At 62.1% G+C, this 20,931-nt stretch carries 22 protein-coding genes; 12 read left to right on the top strand and 10 right to left on the bottom strand.

Features of this window, described 5'->3' with window-relative positions; translation table 11 throughout:
• Positions 1 to 19: 19 nt before the first annotated feature.
• The 3 genes from DXV50_RS06795 to DXV50_RS06785 all read right to left on the bottom strand — a co-directional run bounded on the left by DXV50_RS06795 (position 20) and on the right by DXV50_RS06785 (position 3,531).
• Entirely contained in the window at positions 20 to 421 is a 402-nt protein-coding gene (locus DXV50_RS06795; protein WP_198666432.1) for a hypothetical protein, read from the bottom strand.
• Positions 422 to 513: 92 nt separating this feature from the next.
• Complete coding sequence (abc-f, locus tag DXV50_RS06790; RefSeq protein ID WP_075279303.1) at positions 514 to 1,983, bottom strand: ribosomal protection-like ABC-F family protein; 1,470 nt, start codon at positions 1,981 to 1,983, stop codon at positions 514 to 516.
• Between the two features lie 261 nt (positions 1,984 to 2,244).
• Positions 2,245 to 3,531, bottom strand: coding sequence for an MFS transporter (locus DXV50_RS06785; protein WP_117206014.1), 1,287 nt, complete (start codon positions 3,529 to 3,531; stop codon positions 2,245 to 2,247).
• An 834-nt stretch (positions 3,532 to 4,365) separates the two neighbouring features.
• Here DXV50_RS06785 and DXV50_RS09610 point away from each other — a divergent pair.
• The 9 genes from DXV50_RS09610 to DXV50_RS06740 all read left to right on the top strand — a co-directional run bounded on the left by DXV50_RS09610 (position 4,366) and on the right by DXV50_RS06740 (position 12,648).
• Positions 4,366 to 4,533 (top strand): hypothetical protein, encoded by a 168-nt coding sequence (locus tag DXV50_RS09610; protein WP_157966984.1) that lies wholly within the window; start codon positions 4,366 to 4,368, stop codon positions 4,531 to 4,533.
• A gap of 1,483 nt (positions 4,534 to 6,016) precedes the next feature.
• Positions 6,017 to 7,384, top strand: coding sequence for an IS3 family transposase (locus DXV50_RS06775; protein WP_117204237.1), 1,368 nt, complete (start codon positions 6,017 to 6,019; stop codon positions 7,382 to 7,384).
• A 41-nt stretch (positions 7,385 to 7,425) separates the two neighbouring features.
• Positions 7,426 to 7,761, top strand: a complete 336-nt coding sequence (locus DXV50_RS06770) for a PTS sugar transporter subunit IIA (RefSeq protein WP_198666431.1) — start codon at positions 7,426 to 7,428, stop codon at positions 7,759 to 7,761.
• 1 nt (position 7,762) lies between these two features.
• Positions 7,763 to 8,596, top strand: coding sequence for a sugar phosphate isomerase/epimerase family protein (locus DXV50_RS06765; RefSeq protein WP_157966982.1), 834 nt, complete (start codon positions 7,763 to 7,765; stop codon positions 8,594 to 8,596).
• A 33-nt stretch (positions 8,597 to 8,629) separates the two neighbouring features.
• The gene (locus DXV50_RS06760; protein ID WP_117205488.1) at positions 8,630 to 9,103 is read left to right on the top strand and encodes a PTS sugar transporter subunit IIB; all 474 of its coding nucleotides are present in this window, start codon (positions 8,630 to 8,632) and stop codon (positions 9,101 to 9,103) included.
• 31 nt (positions 9,104 to 9,134) lie between these two features.
• Positions 9,135 to 9,914: a PTS mannose/fructose/sorbose/N-acetylgalactosamine transporter subunit IIC gene (locus tag DXV50_RS06755; protein WP_032111270.1), complete on the top strand. Its 780-nt coding sequence runs from the start codon at positions 9,135 to 9,137 to the stop codon at positions 9,912 to 9,914.
• Positions 9,904 to 10,725 (top strand): PTS system mannose/fructose/sorbose family transporter subunit IID, encoded by an 822-nt coding sequence (locus DXV50_RS06750; protein WP_032111269.1) that lies wholly within the window; start codon positions 9,904 to 9,906, stop codon positions 10,723 to 10,725. The genes DXV50_RS06755 and DXV50_RS06750 overlap by 11 nt, the downstream gene beginning before the upstream one ends.
• A gap of 9 nt (positions 10,726 to 10,734) precedes the next feature.
• Complete coding sequence (locus tag DXV50_RS06745) at positions 10,735 to 11,433, top strand: transaldolase family protein (RefSeq protein WP_197713856.1); 699 nt, start codon at positions 10,735 to 10,737, stop codon at positions 11,431 to 11,433.
• 24 nt (positions 11,434 to 11,457) lie between these two features.
• Entirely contained in the window at positions 11,458 to 12,648 is a 1,191-nt protein-coding gene (locus DXV50_RS06740) for a glycerol dehydrogenase (RefSeq protein ID WP_332871122.1), read from the top strand.
• 79 nt (positions 12,649 to 12,727) lie between these two features.
• Here DXV50_RS06740 and DXV50_RS06735 read toward each other — a convergent pair whose 3' ends face one another.
• Complete coding sequence (locus DXV50_RS06735; RefSeq protein ID WP_117205486.1) at positions 12,728 to 13,486, bottom strand: GntR family transcriptional regulator; 759 nt, start codon at positions 13,484 to 13,486, stop codon at positions 12,728 to 12,730.
• A 573-nt stretch (positions 13,487 to 14,059) separates the two neighbouring features.
• On the opposite strand from DXV50_RS06735, the gene DXV50_RS06730 reads away from it, so the two are divergent.
• From DXV50_RS06730 to DXV50_RS06720, 3 genes are all read left to right on the top strand, one after another.
• A complete protein-coding gene (locus DXV50_RS06730; protein WP_232817484.1) occupies positions 14,060 to 14,650 on the top strand; it encodes a hypothetical protein in 591 nt (196 codons plus the stop codon).
• Positions 14,651 to 15,016: 366 nt separating this feature from the next.
• The gene (locus DXV50_RS06725; RefSeq protein ID WP_117205484.1) at positions 15,017 to 15,652 is read left to right on the top strand and encodes a GyrI-like domain-containing protein; all 636 of its coding nucleotides are present in this window, start codon (positions 15,017 to 15,019) and stop codon (positions 15,650 to 15,652) included.
• A 44-nt stretch (positions 15,653 to 15,696) separates the two neighbouring features.
• Positions 15,697 to 15,948 carry a histidine kinase dimerization/phospho-acceptor domain-containing protein gene (locus tag DXV50_RS06720; RefSeq protein WP_147556698.1) on the top strand — a complete coding sequence of 84 codons (252 nt, stop codon included), beginning with the start codon at positions 15,697 to 15,699 and terminating at the stop codon, positions 15,946 to 15,948.
• 87 nt (positions 15,949 to 16,035) lie between these two features.
• On the opposite strand, the gene DXV50_RS06715 is transcribed toward DXV50_RS06720, so the two are convergent.
• The 6 genes from DXV50_RS06715 to DXV50_RS06690 are packed head-to-tail and all read right to left on the bottom strand — an operon-like array spanning position 16,036 to position 20,863.
• On the bottom strand, positions 16,036 to 17,463 hold the full coding sequence (locus DXV50_RS06715; protein WP_198666430.1) for a sensor histidine kinase: 1,428 nt from the start codon (positions 17,461 to 17,463) through the stop codon (positions 16,036 to 16,038).
• On the bottom strand, positions 17,451 to 18,113 hold the full coding sequence (locus tag DXV50_RS06710; protein WP_117205481.1) for a response regulator transcription factor: 663 nt from the start codon (positions 18,111 to 18,113) through the stop codon (positions 17,451 to 17,453). The genes DXV50_RS06715 and DXV50_RS06710 overlap by 13 nt, the downstream gene beginning before the upstream one ends.
• A 45-nt stretch (positions 18,114 to 18,158) precedes the next feature.
• Positions 18,159 to 18,560 (bottom strand): hypothetical protein, encoded by a 402-nt coding sequence (locus DXV50_RS06705; RefSeq protein WP_117205480.1) that lies wholly within the window; start codon positions 18,558 to 18,560, stop codon positions 18,159 to 18,161.
• A complete protein-coding gene (locus DXV50_RS06700; RefSeq protein WP_117205479.1) occupies positions 18,553 to 19,368 on the bottom strand; it encodes an ABC-2 family transporter permease in 816 nt (271 codons plus the stop codon). Before DXV50_RS06700 ends, DXV50_RS06705 begins: the two co-directional genes overlap by 8 nt.
• Entirely contained in the window at positions 19,368 to 20,138 is a 771-nt protein-coding gene (locus DXV50_RS06695) for an ABC-2 family transporter permease (RefSeq protein WP_117205478.1), read from the bottom strand. Before DXV50_RS06695 ends, DXV50_RS06700 begins: the two co-directional genes overlap by 1 nt.
• On the bottom strand, positions 20,135 to 20,863 hold the full coding sequence (locus DXV50_RS06690) for a lantibiotic protection ABC transporter ATP-binding protein (RefSeq protein ID WP_117205477.1): 729 nt from the start codon (positions 20,861 to 20,863) through the stop codon (positions 20,135 to 20,137). Before DXV50_RS06690 ends, DXV50_RS06695 begins: the two co-directional genes overlap by 4 nt.
• Positions 20,864 to 20,931 lie beyond the last annotated feature (68 nt).

The following is a 20,931-nucleotide window of genomic DNA, read 5'->3' as shown; positions in this document are numbered from 1 at the left end:
GCCCGCCTCTTTGTCTTTCCTAATCTGTCTGATCGTCGATGAGCCAGCAGTCGGTCCCATCAGTGAGCAGCGTCCTGGCTGACCGGGATACCGCCGCGATGCGTTGGATTTTGCCTTTTCGATCTTCGGCCTCGGACCTCAGCTTCGACTCTCCGGAGCGTAGGCTCGCGCGCATCTCAACCTTAGCTTCGAGGAGTTGCTCTTTTGCAGCGGCTCTGGGGGTCTGAGAGACCAGCCTCTTGAGGGCGTTTCCCTGGGCTCCGCGAGGAAGCGCGATGGGCGTCCCTTTCATGCCCCCGATCTTCATCTCCATGAGCGCTGCGAGGACCTGCCTCTTTTTCAGAAAGCCCTGAGATTTGTCCAGGATCCGCTGTTCTTCGATGAGGGCGCTGCGGTCGTCCATGCTGCCGTCGTAGTACATGCGCGTCATGGCGAGCGCCGACAGGGCCTGGAGGCACCCCCCCTTCGAGGCCTTTTGTCTCCATTCTGGGAATATATCCTGCTCATTTAGGGTTATTCGCGCTGAAAGATTTTGACTAGCTTGGTGTCCTTTATTTCGTAAATAATGTCTGCGACGTTCTCGACCAGCCTCTTATCGTGGGAGACGAACACTATCGTTCCGGCATAGGCGCTCATCATCTGCTCGAGGGCTTCGGCGCTCTTGATGTCCAGGTAATTTCCAGGCTCGTCCATGAGCAAGATGTTGTATCTGCCCAGCAGCATCTTCGCGAGCAGCAGCTTGATGACTTCGCCTCCCGAGAGAACGCCAACGTCCTTTGCCAGGTCACGCGGTCCGATTCCCATAGAGGCGAGGACGCTTCGGATTTCGGTCATGCTGTACTCGCAACCATCCTGCATGAACGAGATCGCAGACTGACGGGCGTCGAACTTGTAGCCTGTTTGCTCGAAGTAACCGATCTCTGCCTTGGGAGAGATGTTGATACCGTCGGCGCGTCGAGCGATTGCCTTCAGCAAGCTGGTCTTTCCTGTACCGTTGCCACCGGTGATGGCCACTTTGGCACCGAGCGGTATCTCGAATTTCGCGTGGTCATAGAGCATGCAGTTGCCGAAGCTCAAGCTGAAATCGTCTGCCGAGATGGGAAATTTACTATGCAGTTCCAGGGCCTTGCTCTGGCGGAACCGCACGGTGCGAATGCTGTCGGGGGCCTCAATCCCTTCGAGCGCTTCGAGGCGCTTCTCCATGTCCTTAGCCGCCTGGTACATCCTCTTCTGTTTGGTGCCGGTTGCTTTCTGATGCCCCAATCGACCTGCATACTCGTTGCTTTTCTTTGCGCCCTTCTGCTTGGCGTCGACCTGCCGTGCTTTTTTCCGTTGTTTTTCGATGGCGGCTTCAAGGCGCTCGCGCTCGCGCATCGCCTCTTCGTATCGAGCCGCCTGAACTTTGCGCTCTTCTTCTTTCTGTCGCAGATAGTCGGTGTAGTCACCCCAGAATTCGGAAATACCGCCGTCTTTGAGCTCCCAGATCTTGTCCACTACCTGATCGAGAAAATAACGGTCATGGCTCACAATGAGAAGGGCTCCATCAAATGCCTTGAGTTGTCCGACGAGAAGGCTGATGCCGTCTTGGTCGAGGTGGCTCGTAGGCTCATCAGCAAAGATCGCGCTTGCATGCTGGGAGAGCGCAGAGGCAATCTTGGCGCGTGTTTCCTCTCCGCCGCTCATCGTCTCTTGCGCCACTCCGGCGACGTTGAGACGGGAGAGCATCTCACCACTGTCCTGAGCCGCATCAAGGTCGAGTTCATCGAGTTGGCCGATGAGGGCAATGCTGCCGAAGCGCCTGACGTCGGCGTCCGCAATGGTAAGATTGCCGCTCAGAATTTTAAGCAGGCTGGTTTTGCCTGCGCCATTGTCTCCCACCAAGCCGATGCGATCGTAGGAGTAGATTTCCAACTCTTCGATATCCAGGATATCGCGGCCGGCATATTCCAAAAAGATGTCTTTAGCTTTGACTATGAGTTCCATAGGTTGAACCGCCTTTTGTGTATTAGCCTTTTACTGGAAGCGCAGCCATGCCAAAAAAGATTGCTCACGTCGATTTTTCGCCTTTGCCCAATTGCCGGCGCGAGCGTTTTGACCTTGCGCAAGCCGGCAAATCCGAAAATGATAGTTGGCGACGAATAAGGAGCGCGATGTGGGATGTCGGTGCAATACCTCGTCGTCGCAAGGGCTTGAAGGCTGACGCGTGAACCGATGGCTGCTGCCTCTTTTTTTCGAATACTTGGGCTATTGAATCCGCCCGGTATCTCTTTTCCCCACGTTTCGGACGCTCGGAGCAAGCAGCATAGCCATCGCAAGCAGTACCATGGTCGCTCCAGAGCCGACAAACCATAACGGAGCTCCAAGCAGATCCGCAAAAACGGAGGGGGCCGCGAGGCCCATGGGCATGGCCCACGCCATGATGGTTCCGTAGAGGCCGAAAACGCGGCCTAGGTACTCAGGAGGTATCTGCTCCTGCATAAGGGCAGTCTGGGTTCCCGCGTACAACGGGGAGCATGCGCCCATAAGAAAGCTCACCGGCAGGAAAGCAGCGAACAATGACGGGCCGAGCGATCCGGATACGATTGCGGCAATGCCGAAGCCGGCAATCGCGGCGACCATGGTGAACGACCTATTGCGGAACCCTCCCGTAACCGCCAAGATGCCGGACCCAGCCAGCATGCCTGCAGAAAAAAGGATTTCCGCCAAAGCGGCATCCCCCGTGCTACCGCCAAAATGCCCCAAGGTCATTATTGGGAACAATGCCGCGAGCGGAGAGAACGCGAAAGCGAAGACGAACCCGCACCAAAGAAGGGCGAGCAGCCCCCTGTACCCCCTAGTCAGCTTGTAGCCGTCCGAAATCTCAGAGAAGAGCTCTCGAACCTTATTGGAAAAGGGCAAGCTGCGGTCGGCTTCGTCGAGTCCCCCTGCGTCTATCTGTGCGGCGAGGACGGCTAAAGAAGCGAAAAGCGCTCCCAGCACGTCGAGGACAATCATAGCGGTAATGCCCGCCACAGGATAAATCACTGCCGCGAGCGCGGCGCCAAAAATGTATCCGGCGGACTGAATCGCTTGCATCACTCCCGATAGGCGAACGAGATGCTCTGGCGGGGCGAGATGGGGCGTGAGGGATTGGGAGGCCGGCGTGTAGAACGAAGTGCCAGCTGCGCGGAGAAACAGGGCGATGAGTATTGACCACGCAGGTAAGCTGCCGGCCAACGAGGCAATCGCCAAGGCGGCGCCCACCGCGGCAACGAAGAGGTCGGCGCCGATGAGGACACGCTTCAAAGGCAGTCTGTCGACAACGGCGCCCGCAAGGACTCCGAACAAAGCAATCGGCAGAAAGCCTGCCAGCGATGCCAGGGAGAGGAGGGAAGATGATCCTGTCGTGAGGGCGATATGCCAAATGAGACCCATTTGGAGAATCGAGCTCGTCAATGTCGACACGAGCTCCCCGCCCCATACGAAACAAATCTTAAATTGCCATGAATGGCACAGCGAAACAGACCTGCGCCGAGAGGTTTCAAACATCATGGTTATGTCCAATCGTGGAATGGCGTGCAAAACAGCGCGACGCCATAACAGCGCCGCTTTTTAGGCGCTCATCCACGTGCGGAAAAGACCAACCACGACACCCCTCCTTCGCTGACTCAGTTCGGCAAACCACGCAATTTTAAGGAGGCTGAAGCTCGTTTGTCAAGGATTGCCTGTCGGCAAGGACAATCCTTTCTGGCCATTCGATCCCTTTTGTATCTTTGGTTGCGTAGGTGACCCGCCAGGGCTATTACGCGTGGAAGAGGCGCCTGCCGAGCTGGCCGATGAGGCGCTGAAGATGGCCCTGGTCAGGCGAAACGATCCCAAGGGATGCGTACATCATTCGGATAGTAAGAATGTTGCCAGCAGGTTTTGCGGCAACCGCAAAGGAGCCGTATCCTGCAGCTGGAATCACGTTGCAGCATCCTGACCCGCATTCCGATTGGCGGACGGCCCGCTTCGGCATCCTGACCAGCACAGCGATCGAGCCTTGTCATTCCTTGGATATGCCGGTTGCTCGGGGCGGTCCCGACGGAGGCCCTCGCCTCCCCGGTCCGTGACCCAAGAAGGGCAAGCATGCTGATCTGCATGGCTGGTTCCTCCTTTATGTAGACGACCATGCAAAGAAGGGACAACCGAGGAGGCAGGTTACTGATGCGGGCTCCCGCACGCCCATGACTACCCGACGGGCTTTTTTTCATCTCCGATGCCCGCATTGCAGCATGAACGAATGTGCCTCGACATCTCTGCTGGCATGGTACGACTGGGATCGCACCTCGACGCATCCTTGCGCATACTGCCTTCCAGGTTTCGAAACCGGGAAGGAGAGTGTATGTGAGCGACGATATCGGCGCCGATTCGACGCTCGAGAGGGAGATTGCGCCGATTCTATCCATCGGGGATGCATTCCCGAAGATTCTCATCACTCGCACGAGGCATGAGCCCCATACCCGGGAGGGCGTGCTCGTGCTGAATTTCGCGAGGTGGCTGCTTGGCGGGTAGGGTTCTGAACGTCGCATTGGGATATCGCGCGACAGGGCACGCAGGGCTGTTTGTGCCCGCACGGGAAACGCCGTCGCCATGCGGGCGGCCTGTCGTGTCCGATTAGCCTTTTGCTAAACAGGCTTACGCCAACTCATGGGCAAGCCACCTGAGACTATTCACTTTGCTTATCGTTGACAAAGACCTGTGGCCTGCGGTTTTGTGAACGGCTCGTAAGCCACCCGCGTCGACTCACTTACTGTTGAAGCTGGTGGCTTGCAGGCTCAAAGGCGGTTGAGTTTCAAAACGGGCGTTTTCGGCGATATCGAGCCTCCAAAGGCGGCTCTCCGTGCCCTTTGGGACAAAAACAAAAACTCAATGCCCTGAGTTTGAAAAAAAGTTTTTGAGGTTGTCCCAACTTTTGTCCACGAAGCCGACGAAACGCGACATCGCGTCATTCGGCGGCACGCGTTCCGTGTCGATGCCGAAAACTGGGTGCAACTGGAATGACGGGACGACAGAACCGAAGCCATCGAGTGGGAGTAGGCTGACAGGGTTCTGACCTGCACTTTTGAGTGCCGCATTGTGCCGCTGAGTTTCGTTTCGTACGAGAGTCACGGCAAAGCCGCCAGCGACGTTGGTGAGTAAAACCGATTATCGAGCCTCCGTTTCCATGTTGGGGCGGAGGCTTTTTCTTTACCTTTTTACTCCCTTTCACCTGCGATTTCTCTATTTACTCCCCGTGTTTCGTGACAGCAAGGCACGGGGCGGTATTCGGGGGAACGGGAGTAAGGATTCGTGTATGCCGGAGCCGTGAAGCTTCCGGAAATGCGCCGCATCGGCGTCTTTGTACAAGTCCTTATCAACGATATCGCGCAATTGCTTCCCGAGGGGGAGAGCTGGCACATGCCGTCGGCATCGCATTAAACCAGCTGCATCTACTCTTTCTAAGATACGAGTGGTCGCCCTCGGCGATTGTCGCGAGCTTGACACACCCGCGAACAAGCCGGTCTTGGAACACGCTGGGCAGATCGCGCGTCGATGTTTACCAAGAATTGGCCCTCGTGGTCACGATAATTGAGCAGTTCGACCACGAGGGTCGTGTCCCTGGACACGGTGAGATGATATTCGGTCAATGAAGGCCGCCGAGTGCCCGACCGCCTCGGTCGCCTTGCGTCTCTGCTTCTCCGTGCAACTCGGATTTCGCGGACAGCCTCCAGGTTTCAGGCGGCAGCTACTTCAGGTGCTGCGTCGGGCTTAAACCCATCCACCGGTCATTCGCGACCGTTCGCGGGGCTGCAAGCAGAAATGTTCTCTTTGTCTTGCATTTGTTATATCACGTCATATAATTGGCAATGACAATATTACAGCGGATAACAAAGTTTGGAGTCCCGATATGCAGGTAGTTCTGGCATCGCACGGTCGTCTTGCTGAGGGAATGAAAGATACCCGGGGGTGCGGACGAAAAGTTGGACGCCGACAGGCGTCCGGATTGGAGCCCGCAATGTACTCGAGCGACGAGAGGGACGCCATCCTGGGGCTCTGGCGCGAGTCCGGCCGGCCGGCCCACAGGTTCGCCAGGGAGTCGGGGCTCGCCTCCGCCGAGTCGATCAGGCGCTGGGCGTCCGGCGACCTGGGCGTCGGCTGGCACGCCCCCTATACTCTTGCCCAGAGGGCCGACGCCGCGCGCAGGGCGCTCGCCGGGGAGGACCCCGCCGAGGTCGCCGCGTCGATCGGCTGCCACCCGGAGACCGTGCGCGGCTGGGCCCGCGCCGCGGGGAGGGAGGGCGAGGTGTCGCTCGCGAACGGACGGGGCGCCCCGCGCGTGCCGCCGCCGGCCGACCCCGGGGACCTGGAGGCCCTCAGGGCCGAGAACCGGGCCCTGAGGCTGGAGCTCGCCAGGGCCGAGGCGGTGTTGGACGTCCTAAAAGGAGGCGGCCCGGGGCGGGGCCCGGACTCGCTGACGGCGGCGGAGAGGGCGCTGGTCGCCGACGCCCTTAGGCCCGGGTTCGGCCTGGAGGACGCCCTGCGCGCGGCCGGCGTGGCGCGCAGCACCTACTACTACCACCGCGCCCGCAGGGGCGCCCCCGACCGCCTGGCCGCCCTGAGGGCGCGGGTGCGCGCCCTGTTCGAGGCCGGGGGCGGGGCCTGGGGCTACCGCACGATATGGGCGAGGCTGCGCCTGGACCCCGACGAGCCCCTGGCGGTCTCCGAGAAGGTCGTGAGGCGCGTCATGCGCGAGGAGGGGCTCGAGGTGCGCTACCTGAGGCGCCGCAGGCGCTGGAGCAGCTATGCCGGCGAGGTCTCCGAGGCCCCTCCCAACCTGCCGCTGCGCCCCGACGGCACCCACGACTTCTCCGCCTCGCGCCCCAACGAGCTGTGGGTCACCGACGTCACCATGTTCACGATAGGGTCGGGGCGCTGCTGGCTGTCGCCGGTGGTCGACTGCTTCGACGGGGCGGTCGTGGCGTGGACCCTGTCGGAGTCCCCCGACGCCCGCATGGCCGACTCGATGCTGGAGGCGGCGGCCTCGACGCTCGCGGCCGGCGAGCGGCCCGTGGTCCACACCGACCGCGGCTGCCACTACAGGTGGCCGGGCTGGGCGGCGATATGCGAGCGCCACGGCCTGGTGCGCAGCATGTCGAGGAAGGGCCGCAGCCCCGACAACGCCGCGGCCGAGGGCTTCTTCGGCCGGCTCAAGCAGGAGTTCTACCACGGCAGGGACTGGTCCGGGGTGGGCTTCGAGGAGTTCCGGCGGCGCCTGGCGGGCTACCTCGCCTACTACAACTCGGGCAGGATCAAGCGGAGCCTGGGGTGGAGGAGCCCGGAGCAGTACCGCAGGGACCTGGGGTACTCTCTCCGTAGTGTCTAAGAAATTGTCCGCACCCCCCCCTTGGCATCATTTTGGGGGAATTGCCGGACCTGACAACGCTCTGCGCATACGTTGACCCGGACATCACCTTAGCCCAGCAGGTCAAAGACGTGCTGGCGCGTAAGGTTCCCGGCGAGGAGATGCTCGTCGTTACCGATCTCTTTGGCGGCAGCGTGAACAACGAGTTCATGGCTGCCCTTGCCGAGAATGACTTTACGCTCGTCTGCGGCATGAACATGCCCCTGCTCGTCGAGATTCTCTCTGACGCAAATCCCGACCTCGCGGCCGTAAGGGCGGCAGTCGACTCTTGCAGGGACTCCATCATGGTCTGCAACGACCTGCTCGATGTCGGCCAGGACTGTGGCGAGGATTTCTGACATGGATGTCCAGTCCCTTTACCCGATGAACATCTCGTTCAGGTACTTCGGCCTCGAGAAGTTCTTTGAGTCCTGCGCCAAAACAGGTCTGCATAATGCAGAGATCTGGCTTTGTCCCCAGCACTTTCTGATCAACGGGCAGTTCTCGGAGGACCCTTCAAAGCTCAAGGCTCTCATGCGTGAGTACGGAGTTCAGATCAAGTGCCTCTGTGGCGAGCAGAACAATCCAAAACCCAATAACATGGCGGCTCGCGGCGAACTTCTCGTTGGCAATACGCGCTCCTACTTCCACAGGGTGATTGATCTTGCTGAGGCCATTGGCTGCCCGAAGGTTCTTGTGACCCCCGGCTGGAATTACTTTGACGAGAAGGTCGATGAAGCGCGCGTACGAAGCATCGACATGCTGAGAGAGCTCTCGGTCTACGCGCATGCTCGGGGGATTGCTCTCGTGCTTGAGAGCATCTGGAGTAAATCCTCCCAGATCGCGCCAACGATAGCGCAGATTGCCAACATCAAGGATGCAGTGAATAGCGACAGCCTGAAGCTCACGCTTGACCTTGGCGCCATGAGCGATGCGGGCGAGACTGTCGACGATTGGTTCAACGCGTTCGGCAGCGACATCGCGCACTGCCATTTCGTGGACGGTACTCCTACGGGACATATGCCTTGGGGCCACGGCAACCTGGACATGCGAGGCATTCTCGCTTCATTCAAGAAAGCCGGTTACAAAGGGGGCTTCTCGCTTGAGTACGTGCACCCAATGAGCTTCCAAGATCCGGCAGGGTATCTAGCCGAGACAAAAGCCCTGTTCGAGAAGTGCCTTCAAACGATTTAGTCAGGCGTGCATCAACCAAGGAAAGGAAAAAAGATGATCAAGCTATGCAGGGTGGACCACAGGTTGCTCCACGGCCAGGTCGCATTCTCCTGGAGCCATGCCCTGGGAGCCGATGCCATTCTTATCGTCTCTGACGAAGTGGTATCCAACGAGGTCCGCATGAAGACGATGCGACTGGCAAAGCCGGTGGGCATAAAGCTGGTTATCAAGGGCGTCGACGACTCCATCAAGGCAATCAAAAGCGGCGTAACCGACAAATATCGTCTGCTCATCGTTACCGGCAGCATTGCGGATGCCGAGAGGCTGGTCCGCGAGTGTGGCATTTCCTCGCTGAATCTGGGCGGCACCGTAAAGAGCTCCGAGACGACCCGCAGCTTCGGCAGTGCGGTCCATCTAACCGATGAAGAGGTAGAGGTCGTCCGCGGCCTCGTCCGCGATGGCGTGGAAGTCGAGGTGAGGCAGGTAGCAAAGGACAAGAAGGTCGTTCTTTCCGAGAAGGACCTCTGATTGTGGCGGACAGTAAGTTGAAGGAGGGGCAATGGCTTTTCAAGCGTTTCTTATCGCTCTGATTATCTTTGTGGGAAAGGCCGACTACTTCGTCGGCACGGCAATGTTAGGCAGACCCTTGGTCCTTGGCATGCTTGTCGGCATTGCGCTGGGCGACGTGTCTCAGGGAGTGATCATCGGCTTCCAGCTGGAGCTCGTCTTTATGGGCATGCAGGCTATCGGCGCATCCATTCCGCCTGACATGATCGTCGGCTCGGTGCTGGGCACCGCCTTTGCCATCAGCACGGGCAACGGCATCGACACGGCGGTCACCATCGCGATGCCTGCGGCGATTCTCTCTGCCTTTGTGGTGAACCTCTTCTATGGCGTGATTACCCCGCTTATGGCTCGAACGGCAGACAAGTTTGCCGCCGAGGACAATGATAAGGGCATCTCCGCGGTGTTTCTTGCCAACGGTTTTCTCTTTGACGTGACTTTTGGTGTCATTGGTTTTGTGGCGTTCATGTTCGGCGGCGACGCGGTATCCGCCTTTGTCGCTTCGATTCCGGCGTGGCTCACCGCTGGCATCACCATCGCGACCGGCATTCTCCCTGCGCTCGGCTTTGCCCAGCTTGTGACCATGATTGCCTCTAAGGAGACCGCGGTCTTCCTCCTGCTGGGCTTTGTCCTCGCGGCGTACCTTGGCGTTCCGGTCCTGGGCATTGTTTGTTTCGCGGTTGTGATAGTCGGGATTCTCTTTATGGCACACATCTTTATGCCCAGCCAGGGCTCGGCTTTGATGACGGAAGGCGAGGACGACAATGAGTTCTAGCGATGCAACGAAGAAGCTTGGCAAGAAGGAACTCAGGAGCCTCTTCCTCAGGTCCTTCTCGACGTCTCACGCATGGCACTTCGAGCGCCAGCAGCACATGGCCTTCTGCTGGTCGATGATCCCTGCGATCAAGAAGCTCTATGACCGGCCCGAGGACAGGATTGCCGCCTATCAGCGTCACCTCGAGTTCTACAACTGCCACACGACCATGCAACCCCTCATCGGCGGTATCGTCTGCGCCATGGAGGAGGAGAACGCCAACAACGAGGAGTTCGACACCTCCTCGATCAGCTCAATGAAGGTCGCCCTCATGGGACCCCTTGCGGGCATCGGCGACTCCCTCATCGGCGGTACCCTGCGCATCATCGCCACCGGCATCGCGGGCGGTCTGTGCATGGCGGGTTCTCCCTTCGGCCCGCTTCTGTTTCTGCTTATCTTCAACGCGGTCAACATTGCTCTGCGCTGCCTTGGCGTGAAGTATGGCTACGGCCTGGGCGAGAATATCATCTCCAAGGTTTCCGATCCCAGCACCATGCAGAAGCTTACCTGCGCGCTCTCCATCGTCGGTCTCATGGTCATAGGCGGCATGATTGCGACAAACGTCGCCATCACGACTCCCATCGCCTTTGATATCAGCGGCACCGCGTTCTCGCTTCAGGACACGCTCGACTCCATCTTCCCGAAGCTTCTTCCGGTGGCGGCGTTCGGCATCCTGTACGTCCTCAACAAGAAGGGCGTGAACGTCCTCGCACAAATCATCGCAATCATGGTCCTTGGCGTCGCGCTTGGGGCCGTCGGAATCCTCGGTTAGGAGAATCTAGTGCTTGAATTTTGTCTCGATACCGGCGACTTTGAAATGGTGAAGACCGCCAGTAGCATCTATCCCGTTAACTGCTTCAGCATGAACCCCTCCATTGCCGTCAACTGCCTCAAGGGTACCGGCAAGTCCTTCGTGCAGAATGCGCTGGACATCCGTGGCGTCATCGGTGAGGAAACTCCTTTCTTCCTTGAGGCCATGGGAGACACTGCAGAGGAGCTCGTGGAGGACGCCAAGGCAATGGTCAAGGCTGTTCCGGGCAACACCTTCGTGAAGATTCCGGCATGTCCGGAGGGCTTCAAGGCAATTCGCGAGCTCAAGAATGCCGGCATTGCCACCTCTTGCACTGCCGTCTACACCTTCAACCAGGCGATGCTCGCGGCCATGGCGGGCGCCTCATACGTTGCCGTCTACGTGAGCAGGCTCGACAAGAACGGCGGGGATGGCATCGAAGTCGTGCGCCGCATCAAGCAGGCCTTCGTTGCCCACAACATCGACTGCGTGGTCAGCGCGGCCTCCCTCAAGACTCCGCTCTCGCTCCAAGAGGCCATCGAGGCCGGTGCCGATAACGTCACCGTCGACCTTGAGATGCTTGAGGCCCTGGCGGTCCACCCCATGACCGAGGGCACGCTTAAGACCTTCAAGTCTGATTGGGAAGGCCTGTTCGGCGAGGGCGTCCGCATCGTCGACATGGTTGCGTAAGATTTCCGCCGTCAAACAAGGGATATGAACGGCCCCGCCGGAGACGGTGGGGCCGTTCGGCTGGGAGCAAGCCGCAGGCCTGATAACCGGGCCAGAAGAAAGGGGCGCGAAATGAGAGCTTGGTGTTCTGTTGGCCACTATCTGCAGGGCGTTGACGTTATTGGGCGAGTAGGCCGGTATGCGTCGATGTTTGGCAAAAACCACCTGTTCCTTGTGGACAGCTTCGTGTGCCAGATGCTGGGGGAGGGACTCTATGGTGCCTACCCCTCTTTGGATGGATGCACGTATCGGACCCTGACATTTGAGGGCGAGATAAGCCGCAAGAGCATATCGAGGCTTAGCAATGAAGCTGGGGGTGAGTTTGACGTCATCGTTGCCGTGGGTGGCGGGAAAGTCATCGACGTGGCCAAAATGGTTGCCGCTCAAAGTGGCGCGGCGCTCGTCGTGTGCCCGACGATTGCGGCGACGGACGCTCCCACGAGTGCCATGTCCATCCTCTATAGCGATGAAGGGGAGATGAACGAGATTGTCCTCCATGTGAAGAATCCCGATCTCGTTCTGGTGGACTCCAAGGTCATCGCAGGCGCCCCAACGAGATTTCTCTCGGCGGGGATAGGGGACGCCCTCTCGACCTACTATGAGGGCGAGTCCAACTGGAAGACTGGTCATGCCAACTACGTTTGGTGCCAAAGCGAGCAGGCGGTTGGCACTGCGGCAGGTCGCGCGATTGCTCGCGCGTGCATGGAAACGCTCGAGAGGGATGGTCGCGCTGCCGTCAAGGCATGCGAGCAGAGCACTGTTACGCCGGCGCTTGAGAACGTGATTGAGGCAAACATCCTCATGAGCGGCATTGGTTTCGAGAATGTCGGGTGCTCTCTTGCCCACGGTCTGGGCAACGCGATGACGGTGCTTCCCGATGGCGAGAAATCCATGCATGGCGAGAGGGTGGGTTTCTCGACGCTGAGCCTCATGATTGCCGAGGACTACCCGAGTGAGGAAGTCGAGCGAGTGGCGCGCTTCTGCAGGGACTGTGGCGTTCCGACAACCTTCTCGGAGCTCTCGCTTGCGCCCAGCGATGACGATCTTCGCAAGGTTGCGCAGGCGGCAATGCAGGCCGAGTCTTGGGGCGCGAGCCCCGTGAGGCTCTGCGACGCGGAGGTCGTGGACATTCTCAAAGCAACTGACGCCCTTGGGCGGAGGATCGCGCAAGAGTGAGCAACGTCCCTCCTCGAGAAACAAAAAGCTGAGGGCTGCAAGCGGAGCTCGAACTCCGCTTGCGGCCTCTTTTACGTGCTTATGCTTCGGTAAGGATTTTTCCCTCCGGCGAAATCACGAAGCGGAATGACGCTCTGTCTCCCCTGAGCAGGGATTTTGAATAGTGAAGGGGATTGCCCTCGCTGTCCTTGGTTATCTTGGATAGCACGTAGATTGGCGAACCGATGATGCAGGAGAGGAGCTTGGCCTCATCCTCGCGCGCGGTTGAAACGTCTATGACGAGCTCCTCGACCCCCAGCTGTATGCCGTAGTTTTCCGACAAGAGGCCATAGAGGCTCATATCCTCGCTCAGGTCGTCAAGAAAGCTCGGGAAAGACCTCTCCGAGACATAGACGGAGTCGAGCGCGATAGGGATGGAGTCTTCGAACACGAGCCTCTTTGCCATCAGAACGGTATCGCCGACCTTTATGTCCAGTGCGTTTGCGAGGGCAGGGGTGGCTTCGAGGGAGGACCGCTCCAGGACCCGCCTGTGACTCTTGCCACCGATATCAGAAAAGGCGTGGTAGCCAAAATTGTTAGGCGATCCTTTTCGGATGACTCGCTTGGGGACGGAGACAAAGGAGCCCTTTCCGCGCAGCCGGTATATAAGACCCTCATCCACGAGATTCTGGACGGCTCTTCGGACTGTAATGCGGCTCACCGAATAGCGTTCGCAGAGCTCGAGCTCGGTCGGAATCTTCTCTCCCACGCCGAGCTCTCCGGAGATGATCTGCTGACGGAGATTGTTTTCTACCTGTGAGTAGAGCAGGTCGGGCCGTGCGTCGTTATTAGATGCCATGACGTCTCCGATGACGCGAGTGATGATAGTAAGGGCGTTCTAGGTAGTCCACTGTTTTCGTAAGTATATGATGACATAAGACTTTATATCGCCATAAAGATGACAGGAGATGGTCGTTGAATCGTAAGTGACGACCATAGCGGTGGCTTTTCCGATGGGGGAGTGCGGACAAATGGGTGGACCGAATAGGTCCGACTAGGAGTCCGCACCGCCCCACGACCGGTCGGCCGTGTCGTGGCCGCCGAAGGTCTTGGGCGCCGGCGGCGCGCAGCGCCTGAGCGGCGCCGCGCGCTTCGAGGCCTTGCGGTGGATTGGCTACACTGATATGGACAGTTTCGTGAGGGGCGCGAGAGACGGGACTCCGGGGAGATCTCCGATGAGGAGTACCTCGACTGGAAGCGCGGGTTCAGTGGAGCATGAACCTAATCTCTGTCTCTCTTGCTTTTTCTGATTTGTTGGGAAGCCAGCATTTGGGGGCATTTTGGACGGCGAGCGGTTCAAACAAGAAGCTGAGAAATAGAACAAAGCCTGAGTGCCTTGAGAGTCGCCGAGCGCAATGCAATGATTCCCTTCATGAACGGCGACTTTACCCAATGGGATCTATATCTGGCATCCTCCTCTGAGTATGCGATGAGATTGATAGACGGATTCATCTCCTTGCTCGAGTCGAGGAATCTTGTTTGCGTCGCCCAGCTTCTCCGCGCGCAGGTTGGAGTCTGCCTGCGGACATTCGCGTTATTCGCCGCGGAAGACCAGGATGACTTTCTCAAGCAGGTGTTTCAAGGTGTGCCTGTGAACAAGCTGAAAGATTTCTCGGGTGAGAAGATGTCCGATGGAAGACTTCAAGACTTACTCGAGAAGTCCGATCCAAAGGTAAAAGATGTATACAAGGTGACGTCTGGATTCGTCCACTTCTCCACTGATATTCTGCCGAGCATGGGTGTGCCTGGGGAGGGCTATGAGGTCGAGTTTAATTTTGGAGCCGAGCCCAACGAGAGCAACAATGCGTCTCTCGTGGAATGCGGCAAGGCGTTCTGCCACTATGTCGACCTGCATCTCCAGATGCTCCATAAGGTAATTGCTTCGGATGAATGGTATGTCGATCGATTCCGTATCGATTCCGATGGTCCTACAGACGAAGCCTCGAAAAGCGAGAAGGTGTAGGTCGAACGCATTGACGCCGCCTTGACAGCATCCCGATAAAATAACGAATGGGAGGTTCCCTGCGAAATGTGCGCCTCTGTATATTCTCGCTAGGAAGCCCCCGACCGATAAGGCGTCGTTGATTTCAATTTGAGTTCAGCTCGGGTGCCTGAAAATCGCCCAACTCTAATAAGAGGGGAGACGACGGTACACCACGTAGACGAGAGGCTATGGAAGTGCACGATTTGATTACTGAGTGGGAATAGAACAAGCGTTCGATTACATGTTATAATGCCTACCAATGGGCGCGGTTTCCTCCGAAGCCGCGCCCATTGCTATATTTGAGCCGATATCGGCGGAAACCCAAGCTCAGGGAGGGCTGTTGCGATGGCATACGATTTCAAGAAGGAGTTCAGAGAGCTCTACAGGCCGTCGGGCAAGCCGAATGTCGTAACCGTTCCGCCCATGAGCTACGTCGCCGTGCGGGGCAAGGGCGATCCCAATGCCGAGGGCGGCGAGTACCAGAACGCGTTGCCGCTGCTCTACGGCGTCGCCTATACCATCAAGATGTCGAAGAAGGGCCCGCGGGAAATTGAAGGCTATTTCGACTTCGTCGTGCCGCCGCTCGAGGGCTTCTGGTGGCAAGACCGCGCCGATGGCGAAATCGATTATGCGCGGAAGGACGACTTCAGCTTCATCTCATGCATCCGCCTGCCCGATTTCGTCACTCGCGAGGATTTCGACTGGGCAGTTTCGGAAGCCGCCGCCAAGAAGAAGCTGGACTTCTCGGCGGTCGAGCTGCTGAGGGTTGACGAGGGCCTTTGCGTTCAATGCATGCACACCGGGCCCTACGACGGCGAACCGGCAACCATAGACGCCATGCGCGCATTCGCGGCGGAGCAGGGCTACGCCCCCGACTTCTCCGAATCCCGCCTCCATCACGAGATCTACCTCTCCGACCCACGCAAGTGCGCGCCGGAGAAGCTCAAGACCGTGATTCGCCATCCCATAAAATTGATTTAGCGAAGCGAGTGACGCCGATCGCTTCGGCTTTTTGGGGGCTCACCGTGGCGTGGTCGGCAACGGGACGCGTCCTGCGACCGGTGGCGGAGGCCGAGGCGCGGGAGCGCGCGTTTGTTTGCACCGCCTCGCACGGCCTCGTCACCCCGCTCACGGCGGTGACCGCGAACTGCAACGTGCTTGAGGCGGAGGCATCCGATCAGGCCGGCCTTGCGTCCTGGGTCGCCAACATCCGTGCAGCGGCGGACGAGATGGCGACTCGCATCGCCGACATGCTCATGCACGTGGGCGGCGACTAGACAGGGCGATCCCCGCAACGGGCATTATTATCCGGGAAGCGTTTGATTGCGAGGCACGCCGGTGTGAGGGCCTGAGTCGTCAGGCCCTCACAGGGGGACCGCGATGGTGGCCACCGCGCCGCCCGAGGGGCTGTTGGCGAGCGAGACGGAGCCCCCGTGGGCGCTCGCGGCCTCGGAGGCGGCGTGGAGGCCGAGCCCGTAGTGGCGGCCTCCGTCGCGCGAGGAGCGGGAGGAGTCGTCTGTGAAGAGGCGCTCGCAGCCGCGTTCGAGGGCGGCGGGAGAGAAGCCCGGTCCGTCGTCGGCCACCTCGATGACGAGGTGCCCACCCGTGACGTCGCAGGAGACCGCCACGCGCGAGCGCGCGTGCTCGGCGGCGTTGGCCACAAGGTTTGCGGCGGCTCGCGCCAGGGCGGTTCGGTCGAGCGGGGCCTCGGGCGCGCCCGCGACAGCGGGGCCCGTGGCCGCATCGAGCGTCACGCCTCGCGCCCGGGCGATCTGGGCGGCCTCGGCGAGGACCTGTTCGCAGAGCTCGGCCGGCCGCATGGGGGCCCTCTCCGCCCCGCCGGACCCGCGCGAGGCCTCGATGAGCAGGCGCACGTAGCCGTCGAGCCTTTCGACACTGCCGGCTATGTCGCGCGCGGCGGCCGCGAGGTCGGCGTCTTTCTCGTCTTCCAGCTCCTCCGCCACGAAGTCAGCGTTGGCGCGCAGCACGGTGAGCGGCGTCTTGAGGTCGTGGGCGAGCGACGCCACCTGCTCGCGTTGCCCCCGCTCCGCGGCCCAGCGGGCCTCGAGCGACTCGGCGAGGGAGGCCCGCATGGCGTCCATCGCGGCGAGGACGTCGTTCACCTCGCGCACGTTGGTGCTGCCGACCGCGAAGTCGAGCTCCCCCGCGCCGACGCGCCCCGCCGCCTCCGCGAGCGGCGCCATCTTGCGCGAGATCACGCGGCTCGCGCGGCGCGCCACGAGCGCGAGCGCGAGCGCGCTTCCCGCCGCGGCGCCGACGAGCATGAGGTTCTGCGGGTTGGGAAGCAGGCCGGCGAGGTCGCGCGAGACCCACTGCGGCAGGTATTCGCTGACGAGTGCGCAGGCCCCGCCGCCCTTGAGCGGGAACGCGGCGTAGGTGAGGCCCGAGCCCCCGCCCTCGATCTCCACTGTGCCCGGATCCGCGGCGAGTGCCGCACGGGCCATTTCCGCCGCGCCCTCGAGCCGCGTGCCCTCGAGGTCTGTCATCAGCACGTATCCGTCCTTGTTCAGGATGAGGTAGCGGTACGCCGTCGGCACGTCCTGCTGCCCGCAGACGCCGTCGCGTGCCAGGCCCTCCGCGACCTCGCGCGCATTGGCCGGCCCCCAGCTTGCCTCGTAGACGAAGCCCGCGTTGATTGCCGCGGAGAGCGCCATGAACGAGGCGAGCCACGCCGTAGCGACCGCCGCGAACGCGTAGGCGAAGTAGCGCGCGATGACGAAGGAGAGCGGCATGCCCCCGCGACCTCGCGCCCCGGTCCTCAGAGCTGCCACTTGTACCCCATCCCCCAGACGGTCGCGATCGGATCGGCGCCGGCCTCGGAGAGTTTCCTCCGGGCGCGGCTGACCTGCATGGATATAGCCGCGTCGTCGGCGTCGCTCTCCCAGCCGAGCACCGCCTCGCGGATCTGCGCGCGGCTCATGACCTGCCCGGGGTGGCGGGCGAGGTACTCGCAGATGGCGTACTCGGTGGGCGTGAGCGGCACGGCCTCGCCACCCACGGCGACCTCGCGCGCCCCGAGGTCGATCCGCACCTCCCCGAAGGAGAGGGCGTGCGAGCGCGGCCGGCGCTCACGGCGTAGATGGGCCGCGACCTTGGCGCGCAGCTCCGCGGCCCCGAAGGGCTTGCGGACGTAGTCGTCGGCGCCCAGGCCGTAGCCGGCCACGGCGTCCTCCTCGGCCACGCGCGCGGTCAGGAAGATGATGGGCCCGTCGAAGTCCGGGCGGATCTGCCGCACGAGCTCGAAGCCGTCGAGCCCCGGCATCATGACGTCGCAGAGCACGAGGTCGAAGCGCGAGAGGTCCGTCCCCGGGACCGCCGTCGGGTCCGCTACCTTGACGACCTCATGGCCGTCGCGGCCGAGGACGCGCGCGAGCGCGTCGAGAATCGCCCGCTCATCATCCACTGCCAGTATCCTCGCCATGTTCGACCTCCTGAAACTCCCGTCGGCATTGTACTTGCGCCGCGCTCAGCGGTCCAGCGCCCCGCGCGCAGCCGCGGGTGCCTCGGCCGCGTTGCACGCGCGGTAGCGCACGCCCGAGCCGCCGCGCGCCTCGATCTCGAGCCAGCCCTCGCCGTCCGACTCCCGCCCAAAGAAGATGAGCTGGAGCTCTCGGATATTGCCCCTGTCGTCCGCCGCGTCCACCAGGTAGACGTAGTTCGCCCCCGCCCCGGTGGCGTCGGCGTAGGAGCTCGCGTGGCTGCCGGGCTCGGGCGCGGGCGCCCACATGGCGATCTCAGGGTTGGGCAGCACGCGATCGGCGATCGAGCGCAGCGCCGACCCCCAGCCAGCGTCGAGCAGGGCATTCCCGCCCAGGACGAGCGCTGCGGAGAGGAGGGCGAGCACGGCGGCGAGTGGCTTCCTACGCATCTGCCCTCCCGTCCTCGAAGCGGCAGAACCAGGCGATAAGGACGGCGGCGGTTGCCAGGGTGAGCACGAGGCCAGCGAGCGCCGTCGTGAGGAGAGGGCCCGCCGCGCGTGCGGCGTCGATGAAGGCCTCTACCCCGAGCGACCCCAGGCGCGCGGGCCAGGCGAGCGGCACCCAGCTCAGGGGCGTCGCCAGGGCACCGGTGAGCTCGCCGGTCATGAGGCCGTGCGCAAGCCCGCCCACTGAGAAGAACGCGAGGAGCATCCCCGCCGCGCCGGCGCCGATGGCGGCGTTGCGGCCGAGGCGCAGGGCCACGCCGAGCCCCAGCGCGTAGAGGGGCAGGCTGCCCAGCACGATGCCCGCCCAGGCGGCCGCAAGCGGAGCGGGCCCGAGCGGCAGGCGCCCGGCGACGGCGAGCACGGCCCCGAACACGCCGAGCGCCACGGCCAGCGCGCCCGCGCCGAGCGCCGCAAGGGCGAGCAGCTTCGCCGCGACGGCGCGCCCGCGCGAGGGGACCGCCGTGAGGTTGGCGAGGCGCCCGGCAGCGCGCTCCTCGTCCACGGCGAGCCCGCAGACGATGGCGGACATGAGCGGCATGAGGGCGCCGAGGAACTGGGCGTAGGCGTCCGCGCCCAGCGCCGGGTCCCATCGGGTTACGGAGAAGTACTCGCCGCAGGCAAGACCGGCTGCCAGGCCGCAGACGAGGTGCGCCGCCGCGAGCGGGGAGCGCGCCAGGCGCAGGGCCTCGGAGAGCAGGGCCCGCGGGAGAGTCATGCGCGGCGTCGGGTCGGAGAGTCGTGTCACGGCCATCACCTCTCCTCGGAGCGCGCGAACCAGGCCGCGCCCGCCGCCGTGAGCGCGGCGAACGCGAGCGCACAGACCGCAAGGCCCGCCAGCGTGAGCATGCCGTCCGCCGCGAGCGCCCCGCCGAGCGCCATGTCCGCCGCGAGTGGCTCGCCGCTCGGCAGCACGGGAATGAAGCTCGTGGGGATGACCATGCTCGCCGACGGCGGAAAGAGCTGCGGCAGCGGCACCAGCGACCAGGCGAACCCACCCACGAGCTGCGCGGCGAGCGGGCAGAAGATGCCCGCGAGCATGCCGAGCCGCGCCGTGAGGAAGAGCCCCGCGGGGATCATCCACGCCGCGGTCACCGTGTTGGCGAGCGCGCAGAGGAGCATCGTGAGCGTGCCCGCGGCCGTGAGGCCCTGCGAGGAGAACGCCGAGCCCGCGAGGTAGATGCCGAAGACCACGAGGTTCGAGAGCGCGCAGAGCGCGAGGCACCAGAGCGCCTTGGCCCACCAGGTGCGCCCGAGCGGGAAGCCCAGGCCCAGAAGCCCCCGCATCCGCGTGCGCGCGTCCGCGCGCGCGACGCAAGCCACCACGAGCGAGAGAGCCACGGGCAGGAAGAGCGCGTACCAGTAGTTCCACGCGCTGAAGATCTGCACGCCTCGGTAGGGCATCGCGCCGAGCAGCGGCATCGGCAGCGCCATGAGCACGGCCAGGCGAACCGGTGCCGCGTGGCGCGACTTCAGGGCCTCAGCGCGCAGGCCCGCGAGCAGGCCGCCTTTCTCGCCCGTCATGCCGCCACCTCCCCGCGCGCTCGTCGCCCCTCTCGGCAGACGCTCATGAAGAGTTCCTCGAGGTCCTGCCCGGGTCGAAGCGCATCCTCGTAGGCGAGGCGCCCCCCGTAGATGATGCCGATGGTGTCCGCCATCTGCTGCACCTCGGAGAGGATGTGGCTCGAGACGATCACCGTCGTGCCCGCCGCCGCGAAGCCGCGGATCTGGTCGCGCAGCTCCTCGATGCCGATGGGGTCGAGTCCGTTGGTGGGCTCGTCGAGCACGAGCAGGCGTGGCCGGGCGATTAGCGCCAGCGCGAGCCCCAGGCGCTGCCGCATGCCCATCGAGAAGCGCCCGGCGCGCTTCTTCCCGGTGTCCGCGAGGTCCACGGCGGCGAGCACCTCATCTACGCGGCTCTCGGGAAGGCCCAGCAGCGTGGTGCGCACGCGCAGGTTCTCGCGCGCGGTGAGGTTGGGGTAGAGCGGCGCCTCCTCGATGAGGCTGCCGATTGCGTAGAGGTCCTCGCGGCGCCAGGCGTGCCCGGCAAAGAGGATCTCCCCGGCCGTCGGCCGCAGCATCCCGCAGATCATCTTGAGCGTTGTTGACTTGCCGGCGCCGTTGGGGCCGAGCAGCCCGTACACCTCGCCCTCGCGGATATGAAGGCTCACGTCGCCCACGGCGTCCTGCGCCTGGTCGCCGCGGCCGAAGCGCTTGGTGAGCCCGCGCGTCTCGAGCATGTAACCCATGGGTTTATCCTTTCTCTTCCGGGCGCGCGGGCCGAGTCGCCGTGCCCACGCGCCTTACCTTTCGGGTT

It is taken from the genome of Paratractidigestivibacter faecalis, from assembly GCF_003416765.1.
Lineage (GTDB): Bacteria > Actinomycetota > Coriobacteriia > Coriobacteriales > Atopobiaceae > Paratractidigestivibacter > Paratractidigestivibacter faecalis.
The sequence above is the reverse complement of the archived record's forward strand: the minus strand, read 5'-3'. Positions and strand labels throughout refer to the sequence as shown.